This is a genomic window from Sulfurimonas denitrificans DSM 1251, from assembly GCF_000012965.1.
Taxonomy (GTDB): Bacteria; Campylobacterota; Campylobacteria; order Campylobacterales; family Sulfurimonadaceae; genus Sulfurimonas; species Sulfurimonas denitrificans.
In genome coordinates, this window is sequence record NC_007575.1 from 441867 (window position 1) to 461853 (window position 19987).

19 protein-coding genes, 1 tRNA gene and 3 rRNA genes are annotated in these 19987 nt (G+C 37.0%); 20 read left to right on the forward strand and 3 right to left on the reverse strand.

The genetic code is table 11. The features are described from left to right. The first annotated feature begins 5 nt into the window (after window positions 1–5). The 20 genes from SUDEN_RS02295 (at window position 6) to rrf (ending at window position 16429) form a co-directional block, all read left to right on the forward strand. The gene (locus SUDEN_RS02295; protein WP_011372075.1) at window positions 6–806 is read left to right on the forward strand and encodes a 4-(cytidine 5'-diphospho)-2-C-methyl-D-erythritol kinase; all 801 of its coding nucleotides are present in this window, start codon (window positions 6–8) and stop codon (window positions 804–806) included. Continuing rightward, window positions 806–1258, forward strand: coding sequence for an SsrA-binding protein SmpB (gene smpB, locus SUDEN_RS02300; RefSeq protein WP_011372076.1), 453 nt, complete (start codon window positions 806–808; stop codon window positions 1256–1258). The genes SUDEN_RS02295 and smpB overlap by 1 nt, the downstream gene beginning before the upstream one ends. Then, window positions 1258–2115: a M23 family metallopeptidase gene (locus SUDEN_RS02305; protein ID WP_011372077.1), complete on the forward strand. Its 858-nt coding sequence runs from the start codon at window positions 1258–1260 to the stop codon at window positions 2113–2115. Before smpB ends, SUDEN_RS02305 begins: the two co-directional genes overlap by 1 nt. 12 nt (window positions 2116–2127) lie before the next feature. Beyond that, window positions 2128–2709, forward strand: a complete 582-nt coding sequence (locus tag SUDEN_RS02310; protein ID WP_011372078.1) for a tetratricopeptide repeat protein — start codon at window positions 2128–2130, stop codon at window positions 2707–2709. Beyond that, a complete protein-coding gene (locus SUDEN_RS02315) occupies window positions 2706–3428 on the forward strand; it encodes a Nif3-like dinuclear metal center hexameric protein (protein ID WP_011372079.1) in 723 nt (240 codons plus the stop codon). The genes SUDEN_RS02310 and SUDEN_RS02315 overlap by 4 nt, the downstream gene beginning before the upstream one ends. A gap of 37 nt (window positions 3429–3465) precedes the next feature. After that, the gene (locus tag SUDEN_RS02320) at window positions 3466–4179 is read left to right on the forward strand and encodes a zinc ribbon domain-containing protein (RefSeq protein WP_011372080.1); all 714 of its coding nucleotides are present in this window, start codon (window positions 3466–3468) and stop codon (window positions 4177–4179) included. A 2-nt stretch (window positions 4180–4181) separates the two neighbouring features. Then, window positions 4182–5348 (forward strand): lipid IV(A) 3-deoxy-D-manno-octulosonic acid transferase, encoded by a 1167-nt coding sequence (gene waaA / locus SUDEN_RS02325; protein ID WP_041672178.1) that lies wholly within the window; start codon window positions 4182–4184, stop codon window positions 5346–5348. An 11-nt stretch (window positions 5349–5359) separates the two neighbouring features. After that, window positions 5360–6094, forward strand: a complete 735-nt coding sequence (locus SUDEN_RS02330; RefSeq protein ID WP_011372082.1) for a pseudouridine synthase family protein — start codon at window positions 5360–5362, stop codon at window positions 6092–6094. A gap of 25 nt (window positions 6095–6119) precedes the next feature. Next, window positions 6120–6359 carry a GIY-YIG nuclease family protein gene (locus SUDEN_RS02335; protein ID WP_011372083.1) on the forward strand — a complete coding sequence of 80 codons (240 nt, stop codon included), beginning with the start codon at window positions 6120–6122 and terminating at the stop codon, window positions 6357–6359. Continuing rightward, the gene (locus tag SUDEN_RS02340; protein WP_011372084.1) at window positions 6344–6799 is read left to right on the forward strand and encodes a YaiI/YqxD family protein; all 456 of its coding nucleotides are present in this window, start codon (window positions 6344–6346) and stop codon (window positions 6797–6799) included. The genes SUDEN_RS02335 and SUDEN_RS02340 overlap by 16 nt, the downstream gene beginning before the upstream one ends. 80 nt (window positions 6800–6879) lie before the next feature. Next, window positions 6880–8223, forward strand: coding sequence for a signal recognition particle protein (ffh, locus tag SUDEN_RS02345; protein ID WP_011372085.1), 1344 nt, complete (start codon window positions 6880–6882; stop codon window positions 8221–8223). Between the two features lie 121 nt (window positions 8224–8344). Then, window positions 8345–8575 carry a 30S ribosomal protein S16 gene (rpsP, locus tag SUDEN_RS02350; RefSeq protein WP_011372086.1) on the forward strand — a complete coding sequence of 77 codons (231 nt, stop codon included), beginning with the start codon at window positions 8345–8347 and terminating at the stop codon, window positions 8573–8575. A gap of 2 nt (window positions 8576–8577) precedes the next feature. After that, a complete protein-coding gene (locus SUDEN_RS02355; protein ID WP_011372087.1) occupies window positions 8578–8817 on the forward strand; it encodes a KH domain-containing protein in 240 nt (79 codons plus the stop codon). Further along, complete coding sequence (gene rimM, locus SUDEN_RS02360) at window positions 8798–9337, forward strand: ribosome maturation factor RimM (RefSeq protein ID WP_011372088.1); 540 nt, start codon at window positions 8798–8800, stop codon at window positions 9335–9337. Before SUDEN_RS02355 ends, rimM begins: the two co-directional genes overlap by 20 nt. After that, window positions 9337–10032, forward strand: coding sequence for a tRNA (guanosine(37)-N1)-methyltransferase TrmD (gene trmD / locus SUDEN_RS02365; protein WP_011372089.1), 696 nt, complete (start codon window positions 9337–9339; stop codon window positions 10030–10032). The genes rimM and trmD overlap by 1 nt, the downstream gene beginning before the upstream one ends. A gap of 122 nt (window positions 10033–10154) precedes the next feature. Continuing rightward, the gene (gene rplS, locus SUDEN_RS02370) at window positions 10155–10514 is read left to right on the forward strand and encodes a 50S ribosomal protein L19 (protein WP_011372090.1); all 360 of its coding nucleotides are present in this window, start codon (window positions 10155–10157) and stop codon (window positions 10512–10514) included. 716 nt (window positions 10515–11230) lie between these two features. Further along, window positions 11231–12752, forward strand: a 16S ribosomal RNA gene (locus SUDEN_RS02375). Between the two features lie 121 nt (window positions 12753–12873). Beyond that, a tRNA-Ala gene (locus SUDEN_RS02380) sits at window positions 12874–12949 on the forward strand. A gap of 294 nt (window positions 12950–13243) precedes the next feature. Then, a 23S ribosomal RNA gene (locus SUDEN_RS02385) occupies window positions 13244–16133 on the forward strand. A 180-nt stretch (window positions 16134–16313) separates the two neighbouring features. Next, window positions 16314–16429 (forward strand): 5S ribosomal RNA (rrf, locus tag SUDEN_RS02390). Together the 16S, 23S and 5S rRNA genes with 1 tRNA gene alongside form the textbook arrangement of a ribosomal RNA operon. Window positions 16430–16616: 187 nt before the next feature. Here rrf and aat read toward each other — a convergent pair. Genes aat through clpS form a run of 3 tightly spaced genes read right to left on the reverse strand, consistent with a single transcriptional unit; the run spans window position 16617 to window position 19776 of the window. Then, a complete protein-coding gene (gene aat / locus SUDEN_RS02395) occupies window positions 16617–17303 on the reverse strand; it encodes a leucyl/phenylalanyl-tRNA--protein transferase (RefSeq protein ID WP_011372091.1) in 687 nt (228 codons plus the stop codon). Further along, window positions 17300–19477 carry an ATP-dependent Clp protease ATP-binding subunit ClpA gene (gene clpA, locus SUDEN_RS02400; RefSeq protein WP_011372092.1) on the reverse strand — a complete coding sequence of 726 codons (2178 nt, stop codon included), beginning with the start codon at window positions 19475–19477 and terminating at the stop codon, window positions 17300–17302. Before clpA ends, aat begins: the two co-directional genes overlap by 4 nt. Continuing rightward, window positions 19477–19776: an ATP-dependent Clp protease adapter ClpS gene (gene clpS / locus SUDEN_RS02405; protein WP_011372093.1), complete on the reverse strand. Its 300-nt coding sequence runs from the start codon at window positions 19774–19776 to the stop codon at window positions 19477–19479. Before clpS ends, clpA begins: the two co-directional genes overlap by 1 nt. Window positions 19777–19987 lie beyond the last annotated feature (211 nt).

A 19987-nucleotide genomic window follows, 5' to 3' on the forward strand; every position in this document is an offset into this window, starting at 1 on the left:
AGAGTATGAAAATGAAGCTTTATAGAGCTTATGCAAAAGTAAATATTTTTTTAAAGATACAAGGCTCTAGAGGCAATTATCATGAAATAGTATCAAGATTTATGAGAGTCCCTTCTCTTTATGATGAGCTCTCTTTTGTCCCTAAAGAGAGTAGTGAAGAGTTTGAATTAATCGGCTCATTCTCTTGTAAAAGGGAACAAAATACAATATACAAAGCATATAGAGCACTGCTTGAATTTTTAGATGAAGCAAGTGGACTACATGTAGAGAACCTAATGCAAAAGTATGCAGTTAAAGTAACTAAAAATATCCCAACATTTGCAGGACTTGGTGGAGGAAGCAGTGACGCTGCAACATTTTTAAAGATGTGTAATGAAGTTTTGCATTTGGGACTTAGCCAAAATGAGTTAGCTCTAATTGGTTTGCATGTTGGCGCAGATGTTCCATTTTTCATTTATGGATATAACAGTGCAAATGTTAGTGGAATTGGAGAGGTTGTTGAGGAGTTTAAAGAGGAGCTCTTGGATATAGAGGTCTTTACGCCACAGCTTGAGATAAGTACTCCAAAAGTTTACAATTTGTACAGAGAAAATTTTTATAACCCAGTAGATGGATTTGAAGTTGAGAGACTTAAAAAAATATCATCAAAAGATGCTCTAAGCGCTATGAGCGCAGCAGAAGCAAATGATCTTTTTGCGCCAGCAATACAGCTTTATAAAGAGTTGAAAAATCACTACAAATATGGATACTACTTCAGTGGAAGCGGAAGCAGTTTTTTTAGAGTAAAAGAGAAGGAAAACATATAATGGGCGAGAATATAGCGAAAAATAAAAAAGCCTATTTTGACTATTTTTTAGAAGAGAAGTTTGAGGCTGGTTTGGTTTTAAAAGGGAGTGAGATAAAAGCTATAAGAGCTGGACGTGTAAACTTGAAAGATAGTTTTATCCGCTTTGTGCAAGGTGAGGCATTTCTTTTTAATGCCCACATAGGCAGGCTTGAGACGACTCATCACTTCTATGCACATGAAGAGCGTGGAAGCAGAAAACTTCTTTTGCATAAAAAGCAGATACAAAAGATGATAAAAGCAGTTGAAAAGGATGGCTACACTGTTGTACCGCTTCAACTCTATTTTAATGATAGAAATATTGTAAAAATTCAGATAGCTATTGCAAAAGGTAAACAGTTACATGATAAAAGAAATGATTTAAAAGAGAAAGATATGAAGCGCGATATGGAGCGTTCCATGAAGGATTATTGATGAATTTTCTTTTAATTTTGTTTTTGTCAGTTTCATCTCTTTTTGGATTTGAAGTTGAGTTTGCAAGCGGTATTGTAGAAAATGGAAAAGTTGCTCTTTTGGAGTTTAAAAAAGAGAAAAACATACTTTATGAAGAGGCACTTTTTGATGATAAAAAATATAAAATTTTAGCGCATCCAAAAAAGAGTGAAAAATTTTATCTCCTCATTCCAATTGATTATGAAGAGAAAATAGCTAAAAAAAATATAGAGATTTTCTATAAAGATAGTGGTAAAGAGAAGAGTAAAGTAGTTGTTTTGGATATAAAAGAGGCAAAGTATGAGAAAGAGGCACTTCAGGTTGATAGCTCGAAGGTAACGCTTAGCAAAAAAGATAAAGCAAGAAGTGAAAAAGAGTATGCAGAGGCGATGAAGATATACAACACTTCAACACCAAAGAGTATGCTCACATCAAACTTTGTCGTTCCACTTGAGAGTAAAATTACAAGCGATTTTGGGAAGGCTAGAGTTTACAACAACACGCTTAAAGGCTATCATGGAGGAACTGATTTTAGAGCCTCTATTGGAACACCAATTATTGCTGCAAATGATGGAGAAGTTGCTTTAGCTAAAGATAGATTTTATTCAGGTATGTCTATTTTGATAAACCATGGAGATGGAATCTATACATGTTACTTCCACATGAGCCGCTTTGATGTAAAAGAGGGGCAGAGAGTTAAAAAAGGCGAACTACTAGGGCTCTCAGGAGATAGCGGAAGAGTGAGTGGTCCTCATCTTCACTTTGGTGTAAGAGTTGGTGGAAAACAAGTTGATCCACTCCATTTTATGACACTTATAAATAAAAATTTACTACTATAAAAGGAATAAAAAATGACACTATTTCAGCTGCTGATGCTAGGGGCTTCTGCTTTTTTTGCATTTAAAGTTTATGAACATATACAAGGTTTAAAAGATTTACAACCACACAATGAAGAACCGCGTACTCCATCATCTTTTGATCCTGAGTTTCTAGTTCAAAAGGCTGAAGAGGCATTTGAAACGGGAGATTTACAAAAAGCATACGATTTATTTAATGAAGCAAACTCAAAAGTTGCACAAAGTAGTGAAACTCTTTTTAAAATGGGATATATTTTACAGCAACTAAAAAGAGAAGATGAAGCTCTTGAGTGTTATAAAAAAGCTCTTGAGGGAGATAGAGAAAATGAGTTTATTCATAACTCAATCGCATCTATTTATAGATTAAAAGAGGAGTTTGTCTCTGCTAAAATGCATCTAAACGCATCTTTGTCAATAGATAATAAAAACCCAATAACATACTACAACTATGGAAATCTTTTAGTAGATATGAAACATATAGATGAGGCAAAAGAGATGTACAAGAAGGCTCTTGAGATAGATGCAGATTTTGCAGAAGCTAAAGAAGAGCTAGAAAAACTAGAGAAGGCAGGATGAAAATATCTCAAATATACGATTTTTTAGATAGCCTCTCGCCTTTTGAACTTCAAGAAAAATGGGACAATTCAGGTCTTTTAGTTGGAGACTTTAATCAAGATGTGAAAAAAATAGTTCTAAGCATTGATGTTGATGAATCACTTATTGACTCCATGGAAGAGGGAACTCTTCTTATAACTCACCATCCTATTATTTTTGGTGGACTAAAACAGTTGGAATTTAACAAATATCCAGCAAATTTGCTCCAAAAAATGATACAAAAAAATATATCAAATATATCGATGCATACAAATTTTGATCAAACACATCTAAACGAATATGTAGCTACAGAGATACTTGGGTATAAAATAGCCCAAAAAGATGGCTTTGTGGCATATCTTGATATTGATGAGGATTTTGATTTTTTTGCACTAAAAGTAGCATCTGCTTTTTCGCTTCCACATGCAAAATGCGTAAAGAGTTCACAAAGAGTAAAAAGAGTGGCTCTGACGACAGGCTCTGGTAGCTCTTTGATAAAGTCAATTAAAGCGGACTGTTTTTTAACAGGAGATATAAAATATCACGATGCGATGGAAGCAAAGAGCATAAATTTGTCTATGATAGATATCGGACATTTTGAGAGCGAGAGATTTTTTGCAGATATTTTATTTAAACATTTGAAAAATTTAGGTTTAGAAGCTATAATTTCATCATCAAAAAACCCTTTTACTTATATTTAAGAAAATCGGCACAACTATTTAATCCAAAAGGAGATTAATGAACTTACATCTTAGACAGCTAATTGACCTATCACATATAGACAAAGCTATTGATGCTTTTGAACCGCAAATTGAGGAAGCTAACTATAAATTTGAAGCAGCACTTGCAAAGAAAAAAAGTATTGATTCTGATATTGAGAGCTTAGGTAATGAGATTAGAGACGAAGAGATAAAGAAGAAAAAGAACGAAATTCATCTTGGTGAACTCTCTCAAAAACTAGCCGATAACTCTAAAAAAAGCAATGAAGTAAAGACTGAGCGTGAAATGAAATCTCTTCAACTTGAAGAAGAGATAGCAAAAGAGCAAGTTACTTTTGCAAATGAAGAGATTGAGAGACTTGAGAGAATTATTGACTTAAAAACATCTCAAATTGAATCAGCAAAAAAAGTTTTGGAAGAGTTAGATGCGAATTTAGCATCAATTAAAGCCGAAGTTGATGAAAAATTAGAAGTGATTAACAAATCTCGTCAAGATGTTTTTGTAAAAAAAGAGAAGTTGATTTCTGAGATGAATCAAAAAGGACTTGCATTTTATCAAAAAATTCGTAGATGGGCTAAAAATTCAACAGTAGTACCAGTAGAAGAACAAGCTTGTATGGGTTGTCATATGCACATAAGTGACAAAGTTTATGCAGATGTTATAAAAGCTGAAGAGATTACTACATGTCCACATTGTGGTCGTATTCTCTATGTGGAAACTGATAAAGAATAGGCTTGAGGCCGTTTACACTTCTCTATTTTATCCTAAGTGTAGTGCTCTATCTTATAGCACTGCCGCTTTTGGTATATCTCTCTTTTAAACAAAAATATAAAGAATCAATTCCTGCTCGTTTTTTTCTCTTTAAAAATCCAAAATTTAAAAGCAGTGGTGGTATCTGGTTTCATGCATGCTCACTTGGAGAAGCAAGAGCGTTAAAACCAGTTTTAGACCTCTTAAGTGGTTGTGATATAAAAATAACAACCATTACTCAAACAGGTCAAGTAGAAGCCTTAAGATATAGTGTTGATGTTAGATATCTTCCATATGAGATGTTTTTGCCATTTTGGATTAAGAGACAGGATTTTTTAATTGTATTAGAAGCTGAATTTTGGTTTTTACTCTTTAGCGTTGCGAAAGCAAAGGGTGCGAGAGTTATACTCTTAAATGCTCGTATTTCCGAAAAAAGTGCGAAAAAATATCTCCAATTTGCATGGTTTTATAAAAAATTACTCTCACATGTAGAGATAATTTATGCGCAGAGCCAAGTAGATAAAAACCGCTTCTTAGCACTTGGTGCTAAAAATATAGAAGTAATTGGAAATATAAAACTCTCAGCAAATATCTCTAAAACAAAAGAGTACAAAAAACCAAAAGTTGAGGTTATAACGGCTGGAAGCACTCATGAAGGTGAAGAAGAGAGTATCTTAAAGTCATTTGTAGAGTATAAAAAGCAGAGTGATGCGAAACTCTTTATGGTTCCAAGACATCCTGAGAGATTTCAAGCTGTTTTTGAACTGATGCGAAGATATTGCGATAAAAATTCTCTTACGTTAAGTAGATTCTCAAATGATAAAGAGTTTGATACGGACATGGTTCTTGTAGATGCTATGGGAGAGCTTAACAATATATATGCGATAAGCGATATAGCAATTTTAGGCGGTGCGTTTAGGAAAGATATAGGTGGACACAATCCACTAGAACCTGCCTATTTTGGGTGCAAAATAATTACTGGCAAACATTTTTTTCATCAAAGTGAACTATTTAAGTATGTTTATCATGTTCAGTATGTTGAGCCATCAGAGATTCATAAAGCACTTATGGCTTCAAGAGATTTGCCACCAAGTATGGTTGAAGAAAAAACAGATTTAAAACCTGTAATTGATAGAATATTAAAAAATTAAGGAATAAAATTATGGCTACAGAAAAAGCGTATAAACTCTTAGCAGCGCAAGAGGGGATCTCAAACTCAGAAGCAAAGTCTATGATAGATCGCGGTTTAGTATATGCTGCGAACAAAAAAGTGATGATTGCACGTGGAGATATCGATACAAAAACTCTCTTCAAAGTTGAAAAAGTAGAGAAAATAAGACCAATCTTTGAAAATGATGATTTGGTTGTAGTTGATAAGCCAGCACATGTAAATTCAGATGAGATTGAGAGACAGTTTAAGCCAGCAGTGCTTTTACATAGACTTGACAAAGAGACAAGCGGAGTTTTGATGCTTGTTAAAAATGAAGAGTTTAGAGAAAAAGCGATACAAGAGTTTAAAAAAGATAGAGTCTATAAGGAGTATATTGCGTGGATAGAAGGAATACTTAGCGAACCTGTTGATATCGATAGACCAATCCTTACAACTAAGAAAAACAACCGTGCATCTTCAAATGTTTCATCTAAAGGAAAACCAGCAAGAACAGAGGTTTTTCCTGATTTAGTGAGTGCAAACAAGACTAAAGTAAAATGTATAATTCATCATGGAAGAACGCATCAGATAAGAGTTCATTTAAGATATATAGAACATCCAATAGTTGGTGATGAACAATACGGCGGAAGACGTGCAAAAAGAGTCATGCTTCATGCACATAAAGTAAGACTTCTTGGCATGGAGTTCACTGCACCTGAGCCAAAGACATTTTTAACATTTGAATAATCCACATGTAGTATGGTTTGTTTACATGTTAAAGTGCAGCGATGATACTTTATATACTGGAATAACCATAGATTTAAGCAGAAGGCTTAATGAGCATAACAGCTCACAAAAAGCGGCAAAATATACGCGTACAAGAAGACCCCTTGAGATGATATATTTTGAAGAGCATAAAGATAAAAGCAGTGCTTCAAAGAGAGAGCTTGAGATAAAAAAACTCTCAAGAGATAAAAAATTGGAGTTAATAAAACAGTGCGGCTTTTTATAGATGGTGATGCTTTTCCAAATACACTAAAACCGATTCTTTTCCGCTCAATCCAGAGACTAAATCTTGAAGTTTTTGTTGTCTCAAACAAGCCTGTAACGATAGGAAAATCAAAACTGATTAGATATCTTATAGTTGAACAAGGTGCAGATGAAGCGGATAATCATATAGTTGAACTTGTAGAAGAGGGCGATTTGGTTATTACCGCAGATATTCCCCTCGCAGATAGAGTTATAAGTAAAGCGGCACATGCAATTGATCATAGAGGTGAGCTTTATAGTGTTGATAATATAAAACACTATTTAGCCATGAGAAATTTAATGGAAAAGATAAGAGAGAGCGGAGAAATGACAAAAGGACCAAAGCCTTTTAATCAAAAAGATGCTCATCAATTTGCAAATCAACTCAATAAATTCCTAGCTAAAAATATAATAAAAATATAATAAAAGCAAACTTAAAGTAACTCTCAGATACAATTCGCAACTTTTTACATCCAAATAATAATTGAAAAGGAGAGGGTCAAATGTTTGATATACTAACAGATTCATTTACAAATGCTATTAAAAAAATTCGTTTTAACGATGATGATAAAGCCCTCACCAAGGCTCTTGACGAGCTTAAAAAATCTCTCTTAAGGGCTGATGTAAACCATAAAGTTGTAAAAGATTTAATATTTAAAGTTCAAATAGAGACTAAGAAAAATGGTATCGGAAAAGATCAATTTTTAGAAGCTTTGCGAAATGCTCTTTATGAACTCTTAGAGATTGGCGGAAACAGAGGTTTTGTTTTTGCTTCAAAACCTCCAACCGTTATTCTAATGACTGGACTTCAGGGGTCTGGAAAAACTACAACAACAGCAAAATTAGCAAACTATTTAAAAAACAAGCAAAAAAAAGTGATGGTTGTAGCAGCTGACTTACAGCGTTTAGCAGCGGTAGAGCAACTTCGCCAATTAACACAGCAGGTTGGAGTTGAGCTTTATGAAGATGAGAGCACAAAAAATCCAGTTGAAGTAGTAACTGCAGCGCTTAAAAAAGCAAATAGTGGAATATATGATGTAGTCTTGATAGATACAGCTGGCCGCCTAGCAATAGATAATGAACTTATGGATGAGCTAGAAGCTGTTAAATATGCAGCAAATCCTAGTGAAATATTCTATGTTGCAGACTCTATGACTGGTCAAGATGCAATAAAAACAGCAACTGCTTTTAAAGAAAAAATTGGAATAGATGGTGTAATTCTTAGTAAATACGATGGCGATTCAAAGGGTGGCATAGCTCTTGGATTATCATCTCAAGTTCAAGTACCTTTGCGTTTTATTGGTAGTGGCGAGAAGATAGAAGATTTAGAAGTGTTCTTGCCTGAGCGTGTTGTAAACCGCTTGATGGGCTTTGGAGACATAGAGGGATTGGCTGAGAGAACTTCATCTGTAATTGATGAAAAACAGGCTAAAAAATTTACTTCAAAAATAAAAAAAGGTGAATTTAACTTCAATGACTTTTTAGAGCAGATGGAGAGTATGAAGAAGATGGGTAGTATGAAATCTTTAATGGGTATGATTCCAGGTATGGGAAATATGTCCAAAGCCCTTAAAGATTTTGATCTTGAAAACTCAAGTGAGCTGAAAAATATAAAAGCTATGGTCTCTTCTATGACAATGAAAGAGAGAGAAAACCCAGATTTATTAAACAATTCCAGAAAGGGAAGAATTGCAAAGGGTTGCGGACTAGAGATAGTTGAGATAAATCGTATGATAAAACAGTTTAAAAATGCAGGAAAAATGGCAAAGAGATTTTCTGGTAAAAATGGAATGAAAGATCTTCAAGCTATGATGGGTCAAATGGGTGGAGCTGGAGCCTTTAGATAGTAGCTCTATTTTATTGAATGCAAACTTATAAATTTTTAGGAGTTTATAAATTTGCATTCAAATGCAAAAATTTAATATATACAGTAAGTTGAAATATGACTTACGCAGAGAAGGACAAAACATGGCAACAGTAATTCGCCTAACTAGAATGGGAAGAAAAAAACAACCTTTTTACCGTATTGCGGTAACAGATTCACGCAAACGCAGAGATGGTGGCTGGATAGAGTTAATAGGACATCACAATCCGATGGTAGCAGAGAAGACAACAGTTGTTGATAACGAGAGATTAGATTACTGGTTAAGCGTTGGCGCTAAAATGAGTGATCGTGTTAAAAAGATAACAGGTCGTTAATTATGATAGCTGATTTTGTCGCACAGTTTGCAAAACTTATAGCATCTTATCCAGATGATGTAAGAGTTGAAGTAAAAGAGGGCGATGAAACTGCTGAGATTCTTCTCTATGCTAATCAATCTGACATTGGTAAGTTGATTGGTAAAGAGGGCAAGATGATTGGTGCAATCAAGACTGTTATCTCTGGCTGTAAAGCTAAAGATGGTATGAGTTACCGTATAAATGTCGAAGCAATCAAATAAACTACTTCATATAGCAACAATCGGCAAGAGTGTCGGTTTAGGCGGCGATATGAAACTTCATATAAAGAGTGACTTTCCAGAACAATTTAAAAAAGGTGTCTCTTTTTTCATCAATGAAAATGAGACTCTTACTCTAAGTGATATAAATCATGAACGTGCTCTTATTAAATTTGTTGGATACAACTCCCCAGAAGATGCTAAAAAACTTACAAATAAAAACTTATATACAACCATTGAGAGAACAAGAAAAGAGTGCCGCTTAGAAAAGGATGAATATTTCTGGTTTGATATCGAGGGTTGTAGTGTGGTTGAAGATGGGAAAGTTTTAGGCATAGTAGATGAGCTTGATAGAATGGGCATAACAAATTATCTCTGTGTTATAACTGATGAGACTCTTGTTAAGAGTGGCTTTGCAAAAAGTTTTTTAATTCCATTTAGGGAACCTTTTACAATAAATACAGATATAAAAGAAAAAATAATAACTGTTATCGGTGCTATGGATATACTAGAAGCTTCATAATGAAATTTACTTTTGTAACGCTTTTTCAAAATATAGTTGAGGGTTATTTTAACGACTCAATTTTAAAAAGAGCAATTCAAAAAGAGATTTTAGAAGTAGAATATTTAAATCCTAGAGATTTTAGTGACTCAAGACATAATAAAGTAGATGATAGCGCAGTTGGTGGTGGTGCAGGAATGGTTATGAATCCACAACCACTTTTTGATGCGCTAGATGAGTTAAAAAGAGTGGATAGCGAAGTTCATATACTGTTTTTAACTCCAGTGGCAAAATCTTTTAAGCAGAATGACGCTAAGAGACTCTCTAAAAAACCCCATATAGCTTTTGTGAGTGGAAGATATGAGGGAATTGATGAGAGAGTTATTGAGAAATATGCTGATGAAGTTTTTAGCATAGGTGATTATATTTTAACTGGTGGAGAACTTCCATCTTTAGTTATTTGTGATGCTATCTCAAGGAACGTAGATGGAGTGCTTGGAAATAGTGACTCTTTAAGTGTAGAGAGTTTTGAAACAGAACTTTTAGAAGCACCATCTTTTTCTAAGCCAGAAATTTATAAAAACATAAGTGTTCCATCAGAATACTTAAAGGGAAATCACAGTAAAATTCGCTCACTAAAATTAGCTCTGTCCACATGTAAGACTAAATTCTTCAGGCCAGAGCAGCTTTTAAAGCACAAAACTCAGTTGCATTAGTGTGATGAGAGTCCTGCTGAAGGAAACCAAGTGTTAACGCAGATGGCGGAATTATTTCTGACATCGTTTTAAATAAATGAAGTTTTTCTTCATTTTATGAAATAAAATTAAGGAATTATCTTATGAGAAATAAGTACATAGAAAACTTTGAAAAAGCGCAAGTAGTTGGAAAAAATATTCCAGATTTTCGTGCTGGTGATACTGTACGTTTAGCGGTAACAATTAAAGAGGGTGACAAAACTCGTATACAAAATTATGAGGGTGTTTGTATTGCAAAAAGAGGTCAAGGTACTGGTCAAACTATTACAGTACGTAAAATCGGTGCCAACAGCATAGGTATTGAGAGAATATTCCCAATATATAGCGACTCTATAAACGAGATAACAGTTATTCGTCGTGGTCGTGTTCGTCGTGCGAAACTATTTTATCTTCGTGACCTTGCTGGTAAAGCAGCGCGTATTAAAGAACTTAGAAGAAAATAATCTTCTAAGCTCTAAACTTAACAACTACACACTTCCTCCCCAAAAAAAGCAAATTTTTCTATATAACTCGAAACATGTACTACATACTATAAGCAGTGATTAATGTAAGTTCCGCAACTGTTTTAAGAAACTTCAATAGCCCATTCAACAATCAAGCATAATAATCTTATTTTTAGACTCCTATTATAAATCCAATAAGCATAAGTAAAACAACAATTTAACTCCTATATATAGTGCATAAGAATAGTCTATTGGGATATTACATAAATTATAATAGCTTTTGATAGTGAGAACTATATAGTGATAATTAACGGATTTTTTTTATGTTATTTAGTAATACATAAAATCTTTTTTAAAATCTTTTTATAGTTTAAGAAACCGCTAAGCAATCCTTCCCTATAATTCCCATCCACAAACACAGAGACCTAAAGTTTAGGTATCTAAGCTTCGAGTAGGGGCTTATAGAGGTAGTTTGAGATCATTGAAAACTAAGCAAGTAAATAGACTTTAATAACTAAAACTAGTTATTATTTAAGTCGAGTAAGTTTACTTATAAAAACTAAATAACAACAACCGTCTATTCTATTTGGTCTCTATTAATTTAGAGATACCCAATAGTATAGATACTATACAATAAAGTCCATCAAGTATTAAATTACATGATGGCAACATAAAGCCAATGATTTTTAAATCTTGGGCAAAGATTAAACAAACCAATTATGGAGAGTTTGATCCTGGCTCAGAGTGAACGCTGGCGGCGTGCTTAACACATGCAAGTCGAACGGTAACAGGAAGTAGCTTGCTACTTTGCTGACGAGTGGCGCACGGGTGAGTAATATATAGTTAATGTACCTCAAAGACTGGGATAGCCACTGGAAACGGTGATTAATACTAGATATACCTTTATAACAAAAGTTGTAAAGGGAAATGTTTTTTCGCTTTGAGATCAGACTATATCCCATCAGTTAGTTGGTAGTGTAAGAGACTACCAAGGCAATGACGGGTAGCGGGTTTGAGAGGATGATCCGCCACACTGGTACTGAGACACGGACCAGACTCCTACGGGAGGCAGCAGTGAGGAATATTGCACAATGGAGGAAACTCTGATGCAGCAACGCCGCGTGGAGGATGACGCATTTCGGTGTGTAAACTCCTTTTATGAGTCAAGAAAATGACGGTAGCTCATGAATAAGCACCGGCTAACTCCGTGCCAGCAGCCGCGGTAATACGGAGGGTGCAAGCGTTACTCGGAATCACTGGGCGTAAAGGACGCGTAGGCGGGTTGTCAAGTCAGGTGTGAAATCCTACAGCTTAACTGTAGAACTGCACTTGAAACTGGCAACCTAGAGTATGGGAGGGGAAGATGGAATTAGTGGTGTAGGGGTAAAATCCGTAGATATCACTAGGAATACCTAAAGCGAAGGCGATCTTCTGGAACATAACTGACGCTAAGGCGTGAAAGCGTGGGGAGCAAACAGGATTAGATACCCTGGTAGTCCACGCCCTAAACGATGAACACTAGTCGTCGTGATGCTTGTCATTGCGGTGATGCACTTAACAGATTAAGTGTTCCGCCTGGGGAGTACGGTCGCAAGATTAAAACTCAAAGGAATAGACGGGGACCCGCACAAGTGGTGGAGCATGTGGTTTAATTCGAAGATACGCGAAAAACCTTACCTGGCCTTGACATTGATAGAATCTGCTAGAGATAGCGGAGTGCCCTTCGGGGAGCTTGAAAACAGGTGCTGCACGGCTGTCGTCAGCTCGTGTCGTGAGATGTTGGGTTAAGTCCCGCAACGAGCGCAACCCTCGTCCTTAGTTGCCAGCAGGTTAAGCTGGGCACTCTAAGGAGACTGCCTTCGCAAGGAGGAGGAAGGTGAGGACGACGTCAAGTCATCATGGCCCTTACGGCCAGGGCTACACACGTGCTACAATGGGGCGTACAGAGTGTTGCAATACCGCGAGGTGGAGCCAATCACTTAAAGCGTCTCTCAGTTCGGATTGTTCTCTGCAACTCGAGAGCATGAAGCTGGAATCACTAGTAATCGTAGATCAGCATTGCTACGGTGAATACGTTCCCGGGTCTTGTACTCACCGCCCGTCACACCATGGGAGTTGATTTCACCCGAAATTGGGAAGCTAACCTTCGGGGGGCTACCACTTACGGTGGAATTAGCGACTGGGGTGAAGTCGTAACAAGGTAACCGTAGGAGAACCTGCGGTTGGATCACCTCCTTTCTAGAGTAGAGTCAATCATTCATTTGAATTGACATACAAGAAAATCTCACAAGAGAAACAGTTATTTTAGTCTTTTACTTGCTTAGTTTTCAGTGATCATTGTTCATTTGAAATTGAAAATGGGGAATTAGCTCAGCTGGGAGAGCGCCTGCCTTGCACGCAGGAGGTCAGCGGTTCGATCCCGCTATTCTCCACCATTTCTTATTTATATAGATAAAAATTTAGAAAGTTTAATTCAAGTTCTTCAACTCAAGAGTTTGAATTAGACTTTATAGTCTATGTTCATTAAATTATTATTGTTAAAGTCAACATATAGTTATAAAAAGATAGCTAGATATATGTAAATATATTTAGAGATTAGTTTATAAATTATATCAACTAAAATAACTACAATTAAACAGGATACTGCCCTACATTAAGTAAGGTAGTGAACGCAAAACTAATGAAGTGATTTTAGCGTAAGCTAAAAAGTTTCTTTAGTAAATTAGAATAAAAAAGATATTAAGGGCCATAGGTGGATGCCTTGGCTAGTAGAGGCGATGAAAGACGTACTAGGCTGCGATAAGCCTCGGGGAGCTGCCAAGAAGCTTTGATCCGGGGATTTCTGAATGGGGCAACCCAGCATGGTGCGAATCATGTTACTCCTACGGGAGGGCGAACTCAGGGAAGTGAAACATCTCAGTACCTGAAGGAAAAGAAATCAAACGAGATTCCCATAGTAGCGGCGAGCGAAACGGGATTAGGGCACTTAGTGATAATATATTTGTTAGCCAAACACTTTGGAAAGAGTGAACAAAGAGGGTGATATTCCCGTAAGCGAAAACATTTATATGGTACTAGACTAAGGAATGAGTAGGTCGGGACACGTGTTATCTTGACTGAATATGGGGGGACCACCCTCCAACCCTAAATACTACTACTAGACCGATAGCGAACAAGTACCGTGAGGGAAAGGTGAAAAGAACTGCGGTGAGCAGAGTGAAATAGAACCTGAAACCTATGGCTTACAATCATTCGGAGCACTATTATTTATAAGTGTGACGGACTGCCTTTTGCATAATGAGCCTGCGAGTTGTGGTATCTGGCAAGGTTAATCGAACGAGAAGCCGTAGCGAAAGCGAGTCTTAATAGGGCGAATTAGTCAGATGCTGCAGACCCGAAACTGAGTGATCTATCCATGAGCAGGTTGAAGCTGGTGTAAGAGCCAGTGGAGGACCGAACCCATTGACGTTGAAAAGTCTCGGGATGACTTGTGGATAGGGGTGAAAGGCCAATCAAACTCAGTGATAGCTGGTTCTCTCCGAAATATATTTAGGTATAGCCTCGAGCAGTAGCATGAAGGGGTAGAGCACTGACAGGGCTAGGGCTGCTTACCGCGGTACCAAACCCTATCAAACTCCGAATACTTCATGTGTAACCTCGGGAGTCAGGCGGTGGGTGATAAAATCCGTCGTCAAGAGGGGAACAACCCAGACTAGCAGCTAAGGTCCCAAAGTCTTGTCTAAGTGGAAAAGGATGTGGAGTTGCTGTGACAACCAGGAGGTTGGCTTAGAAGCAGCCATCTTTTAAAGAAAGCGTAACAGCTCACTGGTCTAGCGATTCTGCGCCGAAAATATAACGGGGCTAAGACAAGCACCGAAGCTCTAGATTCACATTTATGTGAGTGGTAGGAGAGCGTTCCAGTCAGCGTAGAAGCCATACCGGCAAGGAGTGGTGGAGCGGCTGGAAGTGAGCATGCAGGCATGAGTAGCGATAAAAGGGATGAGAATTCCCTTCGCCGTAAACCCAAGGTTTCCTACGCGATGCTCGTCATCGTAGGGTTAGTCGGGACCTAAGTCGAGTCCGAGAGGGGTAGACGATGGCAAATTGGTTAATATTCCAATACCGACTGTTGTTCGCTTGAGTGATGGGGGGACGCATAGAGTTAATTGAGCTCACTGATGGAATAGTGGGTCGAAGGACGTAGGTTGTAAGGTAGGCAAATCCGCCTTACATTAGACCGAGATCTTACAGGCAGAGCAATCTCTTCGGAGAGCGCTTTGAATCAATGATACTGTCGTGCCGAGAAAAGCCTCTAAACGAGAACAGCAGTTGCCCGTACCGTAAACCGACACAGGTGGGTGAGATGAGTATTCTAAGGCGCGTGGATGAACCCTGGTTAAGGAACTCTGCAAACTAGCACCGTATCTTCGGTATAAGGTGTGCCCTAAGCGTTAATGGACTTGCTCCATGAAGCGCCGACGGGTCGCAGCAAAGTGTCCCTCCCGACTGTTTACCAAAAACACAGCACTCTGCTAACTCGTAAGAGGATGTATAGGGTGTGACGCCTGCCCGGTGCTTGAATGTTAAATGGATTTGTTAGCTCTGCGAAGCATTGAAATGAAGCACAAGTAAACGGCGGCCGTAACTATAACGGTCCTAAGGTAGCGAAATTCCTTGTCGGTTAAATACCGACCTGCATGAATGGCGTAACGAGATGGGAGCTGTCTCAACCAGGGATCCAGTGAAATTGTAGTGGAGGTGAAAATTCCTCCTACCCGCGGAAAGACGGAAAGACCCCGTGCACCTTTACTATAGCTTGACATTGCTATTGGGATATTCATGTGCAGGATAGGTGGGAGCCATTGATGATATGACGCTAGTTGTATCGGAGGCATCCTTGAGATACCACCCCTGAATATTCTGATAGCTAACTCCGTACGATTATCTCGTGCGAGGACAATGTCTGGTGGGTAGTTTGACTGGGGCGGTCGCCTCCTAAAAAGTAACGGAGGCTTACAAAGTTCGGCTCAGAAGGGTTGGAAATCCTTCGTAGAGTATAATGGCATAAGCCGGACTGACTGTAAGAGATACAACTCAAACAGAGTCGAAAGACGGTCATAGTGATCCGGTGGTTCTGTGTGGAAGGGCCATCGCTCAAAGGATAAAAGGTACGCCGGGGATAACAGGCTGATCTCCCCCAAGAGCTCACATCGACGGGGAGGTTTGGCACCTCGATGTCGGCTCATCGCATCCTGGGGCTGAAGCAGGTCCCAAGGGTATGGCTGTTCGCCATTTAAAGCGGTACGCGAGCTGGGTTCAGAACGTCGTGAGACAGTTCGGTCCCTATCTTCCGTGGGCGTAGGAGAGTTGAGGAGAGCTGACCCTAGTACGAGAGGACCGGGTTGGACATGCCACTGGTGCACCAGTTGTTCTGCCAAGAGCATCGCTGGGTAGCTACGCATGGATGAGATAACCGCTGAAAGCATCTAAGCGGGAAGCCAACTCCAAGATGAACTCTCCCTGAAGTACGCTTGAAGACTACAAGCTTGATAGGCTGGGTGTGTACGCAGAGTAATCTGTTTAGCTGACCAGTACTAATAGTACGTTTGTCTTTTTTACCATTCTATTTATAGAATAACAATTCGTTCACTACCTTACTTAGTGTATAGGTACCTGATGTAGTTATTTAGTTATGTTGACTTTAACAATGATATTTTATGCATTAATTGCATAAAACTCACTCTAACTTAAGAACAATTACTTTTAAGTACACAAAACAGTGTATTTAAATGTGATTGTCTAGGTGGCTATAGAGAGAGGGAAACGCCTGGTCCCATTCCGAACCCAGAAGCTAAGCCTCTCATCGCTGATAATACTGATCCTTGCAGGATTGGAAATGTAGGTCGCTGCCTAGTTGATCATTTCTACTACTTACCAACACTTCTTTAACTTCAATCAAATCCACTTTTTAATTCTAGTCTAACTCTTTTATAAACTTTATTCATTTACTGTTTTAATTCTTTAATTCTTTAATTCTTTAATTCTTTAATTCTTTAATTCTTTAATTCTTTTTGCTAAAGCACTTCGTTGATTTTAATTTTATTAGGTATTTACATGTAGTAATTCCCATTTATGATTAATTATATTCATATTTACTTTGTGAAGTCTATCTAAAAAATAGTCTCTGCTTACTTCTTTGGCACCTAGATTTTTTAGGTGCTCGGTTGGCACTTGGGCATCTATAAAATCATATCCCCATATTTTTAGATGATTAATTAAAACTGCATAAGCACTTTTTGAAGCATCATTTACGAGGGTAAACATTGATTCTCCGCAAAAGAGACCACCAACTGCAACTCCATATAGTCCACCAACAAGTTCTCCATCAAGATAGCTCTCAACGCTATGAGCTATGCCCATATCATGAAGCACACTATAAGCTTCTATGATTTCATCTTGTATCCACGTTCCATCTTGTTTAACTCTTTTTATATTTTGGCAATTTTTCATAACGTTTATAAAATTAGTATCAAATCTATATTCAAATTTTTTCATACTTTTTCTAAGAGAGCGACTTAGTTTAAAATCATCAAGTTCCATAATAAGTCTGGGATTTGGCGACCACCAAATAATGGGGTCATTTTTACCATACCATGGAAATATCCCATTTTGATATGCGCGGATAAGTCTTGATGGATTTAAATCACCTCCCCAAGCAACTATGCCATCTTCAGTTGCATCGTTTGGATGAGGGAAAGTTAACTCATGTTTTAGAAGTTTTGGAATCAATCTAACTCTTTAAACTTTAAGATAATTTTTTTGTTAAATGAGACATTTACGGTTCCACCATTTTTAAGTTTTCCAAAAAGAATTTCATCGCTTAGCTGCTCTGTAATATTGTTTTGGATATATCTTTTTATCGGTCTAGCACCCATCTCAGGTGAGTAAGACTCACTAGCGATGAAATCCATAGCTTTTGGTGATAATGTTATAGCTATTTTCTTTTTTTTGAGTTCTGCATTTAACTCGGCTATAAATTTCTTCACAATGTTTTTTACTATCTCTATATCTAACTGATTAAACTCTACTATTGCACTTAACCTATTTCTAAATTCTGGCGTGAAAAAGAGTTTTAACTCCTCATTTTTTGCCAAAGAAGAGTCTTTGTTAAATCCCATAACGCTTCTAGCTGTTGCACCAACGTTTGATGTCATTATTAATATAACATTTTGAAAGTTTGCTTTGTATCCATTATTGTCAGTTAGAGTAGCATTATCCATGATTTGAAGCAGTATATTTACTAAGTCTGGATGCGCTTTTTCTATCTCATCTAGTAGCAAGACACTGTATGGATGCTTCTTTATAGCCTCTGTTAAGAGTCCACCTTGTTCATATCCAACATATCCTGGAGGTGCTCCTATAAGGCGGCTCAGAGCGTGTTTTTCCATATATTCACTCATATCAAATCTCTCAAAATTTACGCCTAGAATTTCACTTAGACTTAGTGCTAATTCTGTTTTACCAACTCCTGTTGGACCTGAGAAAAGAAATGATGCTATTGGTTTACCCTCAGGCGTTAACCCTGCTTTTGAGATTTTAATAGCTTTTGTTACCTCTTCAACAGCCTTATCTTGTCCTATGACTCTTTGTTTTAAACTCTCTTGTAGATTTATAAGAGAAAGCGTCTCATCTTTAGAAACTTTTTGGTTTGAGATGCCAACTATCTTAGAGAGAGTGTTTTGGATGTCAGTTGATGAGACTACTCTTCTTTTTACTTTTTTCAGATGAAATGATGCTGCACACTCGTCTATGAGATCTATCGCTTTGTCTGGTAGAAATTTATCAGTTATGTATCTTTTTGATAATTCAACTGCTGATTTTAGGGCATTGTCTGTATATGTAACATTGTGATGAGCCTCATATTTACTCTTTAACCCTTTTAAAATTTTGTAGCTTGTCTCAAGTGAGGGTTCATTTATATCGATTTTAGAGAATCTTCTACTAAGTGCTTTGTCTTTTTCAAAACCATTTCGATACTCTGCAAATGTTGTTGCACCCATGCACTTTAACTCTCCAGAAGCAAGAGCAGGTTTTAACTGATTTGCTGCATCCATAGAGCCGCTCGTTGAACCAGCCCCTATGAGTGTGTGAATTTCATCTATAAATAAAATTGCATTAGGAATGCCTTTTAACTCATCCATAATGCCTTTTAAACGTTTTTCAAAATCGCCTCTATATTTTGTCCCAGCGAGCATTGCCCCTAAGTCTAGTGCAAAAAGTTGAGAGTTTTGTATGATAAGAGGTACTTTTTTTGCAACAATATTAAGGGCTAAACCCTCTGCAATTGCAGTTTTGCCAACACCAGCTTCTCCAACTAAAATTGGATTGTTCTTTTTTCTGCGGCAAAGAATCTGAGTTACTCTTTGTATCTCATCATCTCTGCCAATGACAGGGTCTATTTTGCCATCTTTTGCTTTTTTAAGAAGATTAATCGCATATTTTTGCAGGTATGACTCACTCTCTTTAGTTGTCTCTTTCTCATCAAGAGTTGAGATAACTTCTAGGATATCAAGTCTTGATATTTTGTATTCAGTTAAAAGAATATAGGCAAAAGAGTTTACTTCATCATAAATGGCAACTAATAAATCTGCTATATCAGCACTTTGTTGATTTGAACTTTGTATATGTTTTATCATATTGTCAATTAGTCTTGATAGTGCAACACTCTCAAAAGGCTCTTCGCTTATGTTTGGCGGAAGAGTTTGGCTGTTTGTGTCTATGTATTTTTTTATAACCTCTCTCATCTCTTCAACATCACCGCCACATGTAAAGATAATCTTTGCTCCCTCAGAAGAGTTTAAGAGCTGATAAAAGAGATGTTCTATAGTTATATATTCATGACGCAATCCTTTTGCATAAAGAATCGCTTTTTGAAAAACTTCATTAAGTGAGTAGCTAATCATTACTCCTCCTCCATTGTTGCTCTTAGTGCAAAGCCATTGTCTCTAGCTTTTTTGTGTACCTGCATAACTTTTGTCTCTGCAATTTCATAAGTATATATTCCGCAGATTCCTTTTGTTTTTTTATGTATCTCAAGCATTATTTGATGCGCCTGTTCGTAATTTTTATGAAATATAGTTATTAAAATATCTATAACAAACTCCATAGAGGTATAGTCATCATTTAAGAGAAGCACTTTATACTTTTTTGGGTACTTTATCTTCACCTTCTCTTTAGTTTCTAAATCGATATTTGTTGCCATATTTTCCTCATAATAATTACCTTTAATAGTTAAAAATTATAACTAAATTGAGACAATTGTGGAAAAATCCGCATATATTTCTTTAATCCCATCTTCATAGGTTTTTTTAGTGGAATTTTTATTAAGATATTTTTCTTTTAGATTATTTTGAATGCAAAGTTTTTTATCAACTCTCTAGCAAACTTTATCTTGTGGATAAAGTTTGTATTTT

Bases quoted from the DNA above. Each gene is read 5' to 3' on its own strand.
- SUDEN_RS02320 (WP_011372080.1), top strand. From the start codon at position 3,466: ATGAACTTACATCTTAGACAGCTAATTGACCTATCACATATAGACAAA.
- SUDEN_RS02335 (WP_011372083.1), top strand. From the start codon at position 6,120: ATGTTAAAGTGCAGCGATGATACTTTATATACTGGAATAACCATAGAT.
- clpS (WP_011372093.1), bottom strand. From the start codon at position 19,776: ATGGCAACAAATATCGATTTAGAAACTAAAGAGAAGGTGAAGATAAAG.
- SUDEN_RS02310 (WP_011372078.1), top strand. From the start codon at position 2,128: ATGACACTATTTCAGCTGCTGATGCTAGGGGCTTCTGCTTTTTTTGCA.
- clpA (WP_011372092.1), bottom strand. From the start codon at position 19,477: ATGATTAGCTACTCACTTAATGAAGTTTTTCAAAAAGCGATTCTTTAT.
- SUDEN_RS02305 (WP_011372077.1), top strand. From the start codon at position 1,258: ATGAATTTTCTTTTAATTTTGTTTTTGTCAGTTTCATCTCTTTTTGGA.
- SUDEN_RS02355 (WP_011372087.1), top strand. From the start codon at position 8,578: ATGATAGCTGATTTTGTCGCACAGTTTGCAAAACTTATAGCATCTTAT.
- smpB (WP_011372076.1), top strand. From the start codon at position 806: ATGGGCGAGAATATAGCGAAAAATAAAAAAGCCTATTTTGACTATTTT.
- rpsP (WP_011372086.1), top strand. From the start codon at position 8,345: ATGGCAACAGTAATTCGCCTAACTAGAATGGGAAGAAAAAAACAACCT.
- ffh (WP_011372085.1), top strand. From the start codon at position 6,880: ATGTTTGATATACTAACAGATTCATTTACAAATGCTATTAAAAAAATT.
- SUDEN_RS02315 (WP_011372079.1), top strand. From the start codon at position 2,706: ATGAAAATATCTCAAATATACGATTTTTTAGATAGCCTCTCGCCTTTT.
- SUDEN_RS02295 (WP_011372075.1), top strand. From the start codon at position 6: ATGAAAATGAAGCTTTATAGAGCTTATGCAAAAGTAAATATTTTTTTA.
- SUDEN_RS02330 (WP_011372082.1), top strand. From the start codon at position 5,360: ATGGCTACAGAAAAAGCGTATAAACTCTTAGCAGCGCAAGAGGGGATC.
- rimM (WP_011372088.1), top strand. From the start codon at position 8,798: ATGTCGAAGCAATCAAATAAACTACTTCATATAGCAACAATCGGCAAG.
- trmD (WP_011372089.1), top strand. From the start codon at position 9,337: ATGAAATTTACTTTTGTAACGCTTTTTCAAAATATAGTTGAGGGTTAT.
- rplS (WP_011372090.1), top strand. From the start codon at position 10,155: ATGAGAAATAAGTACATAGAAAACTTTGAAAAAGCGCAAGTAGTTGGA.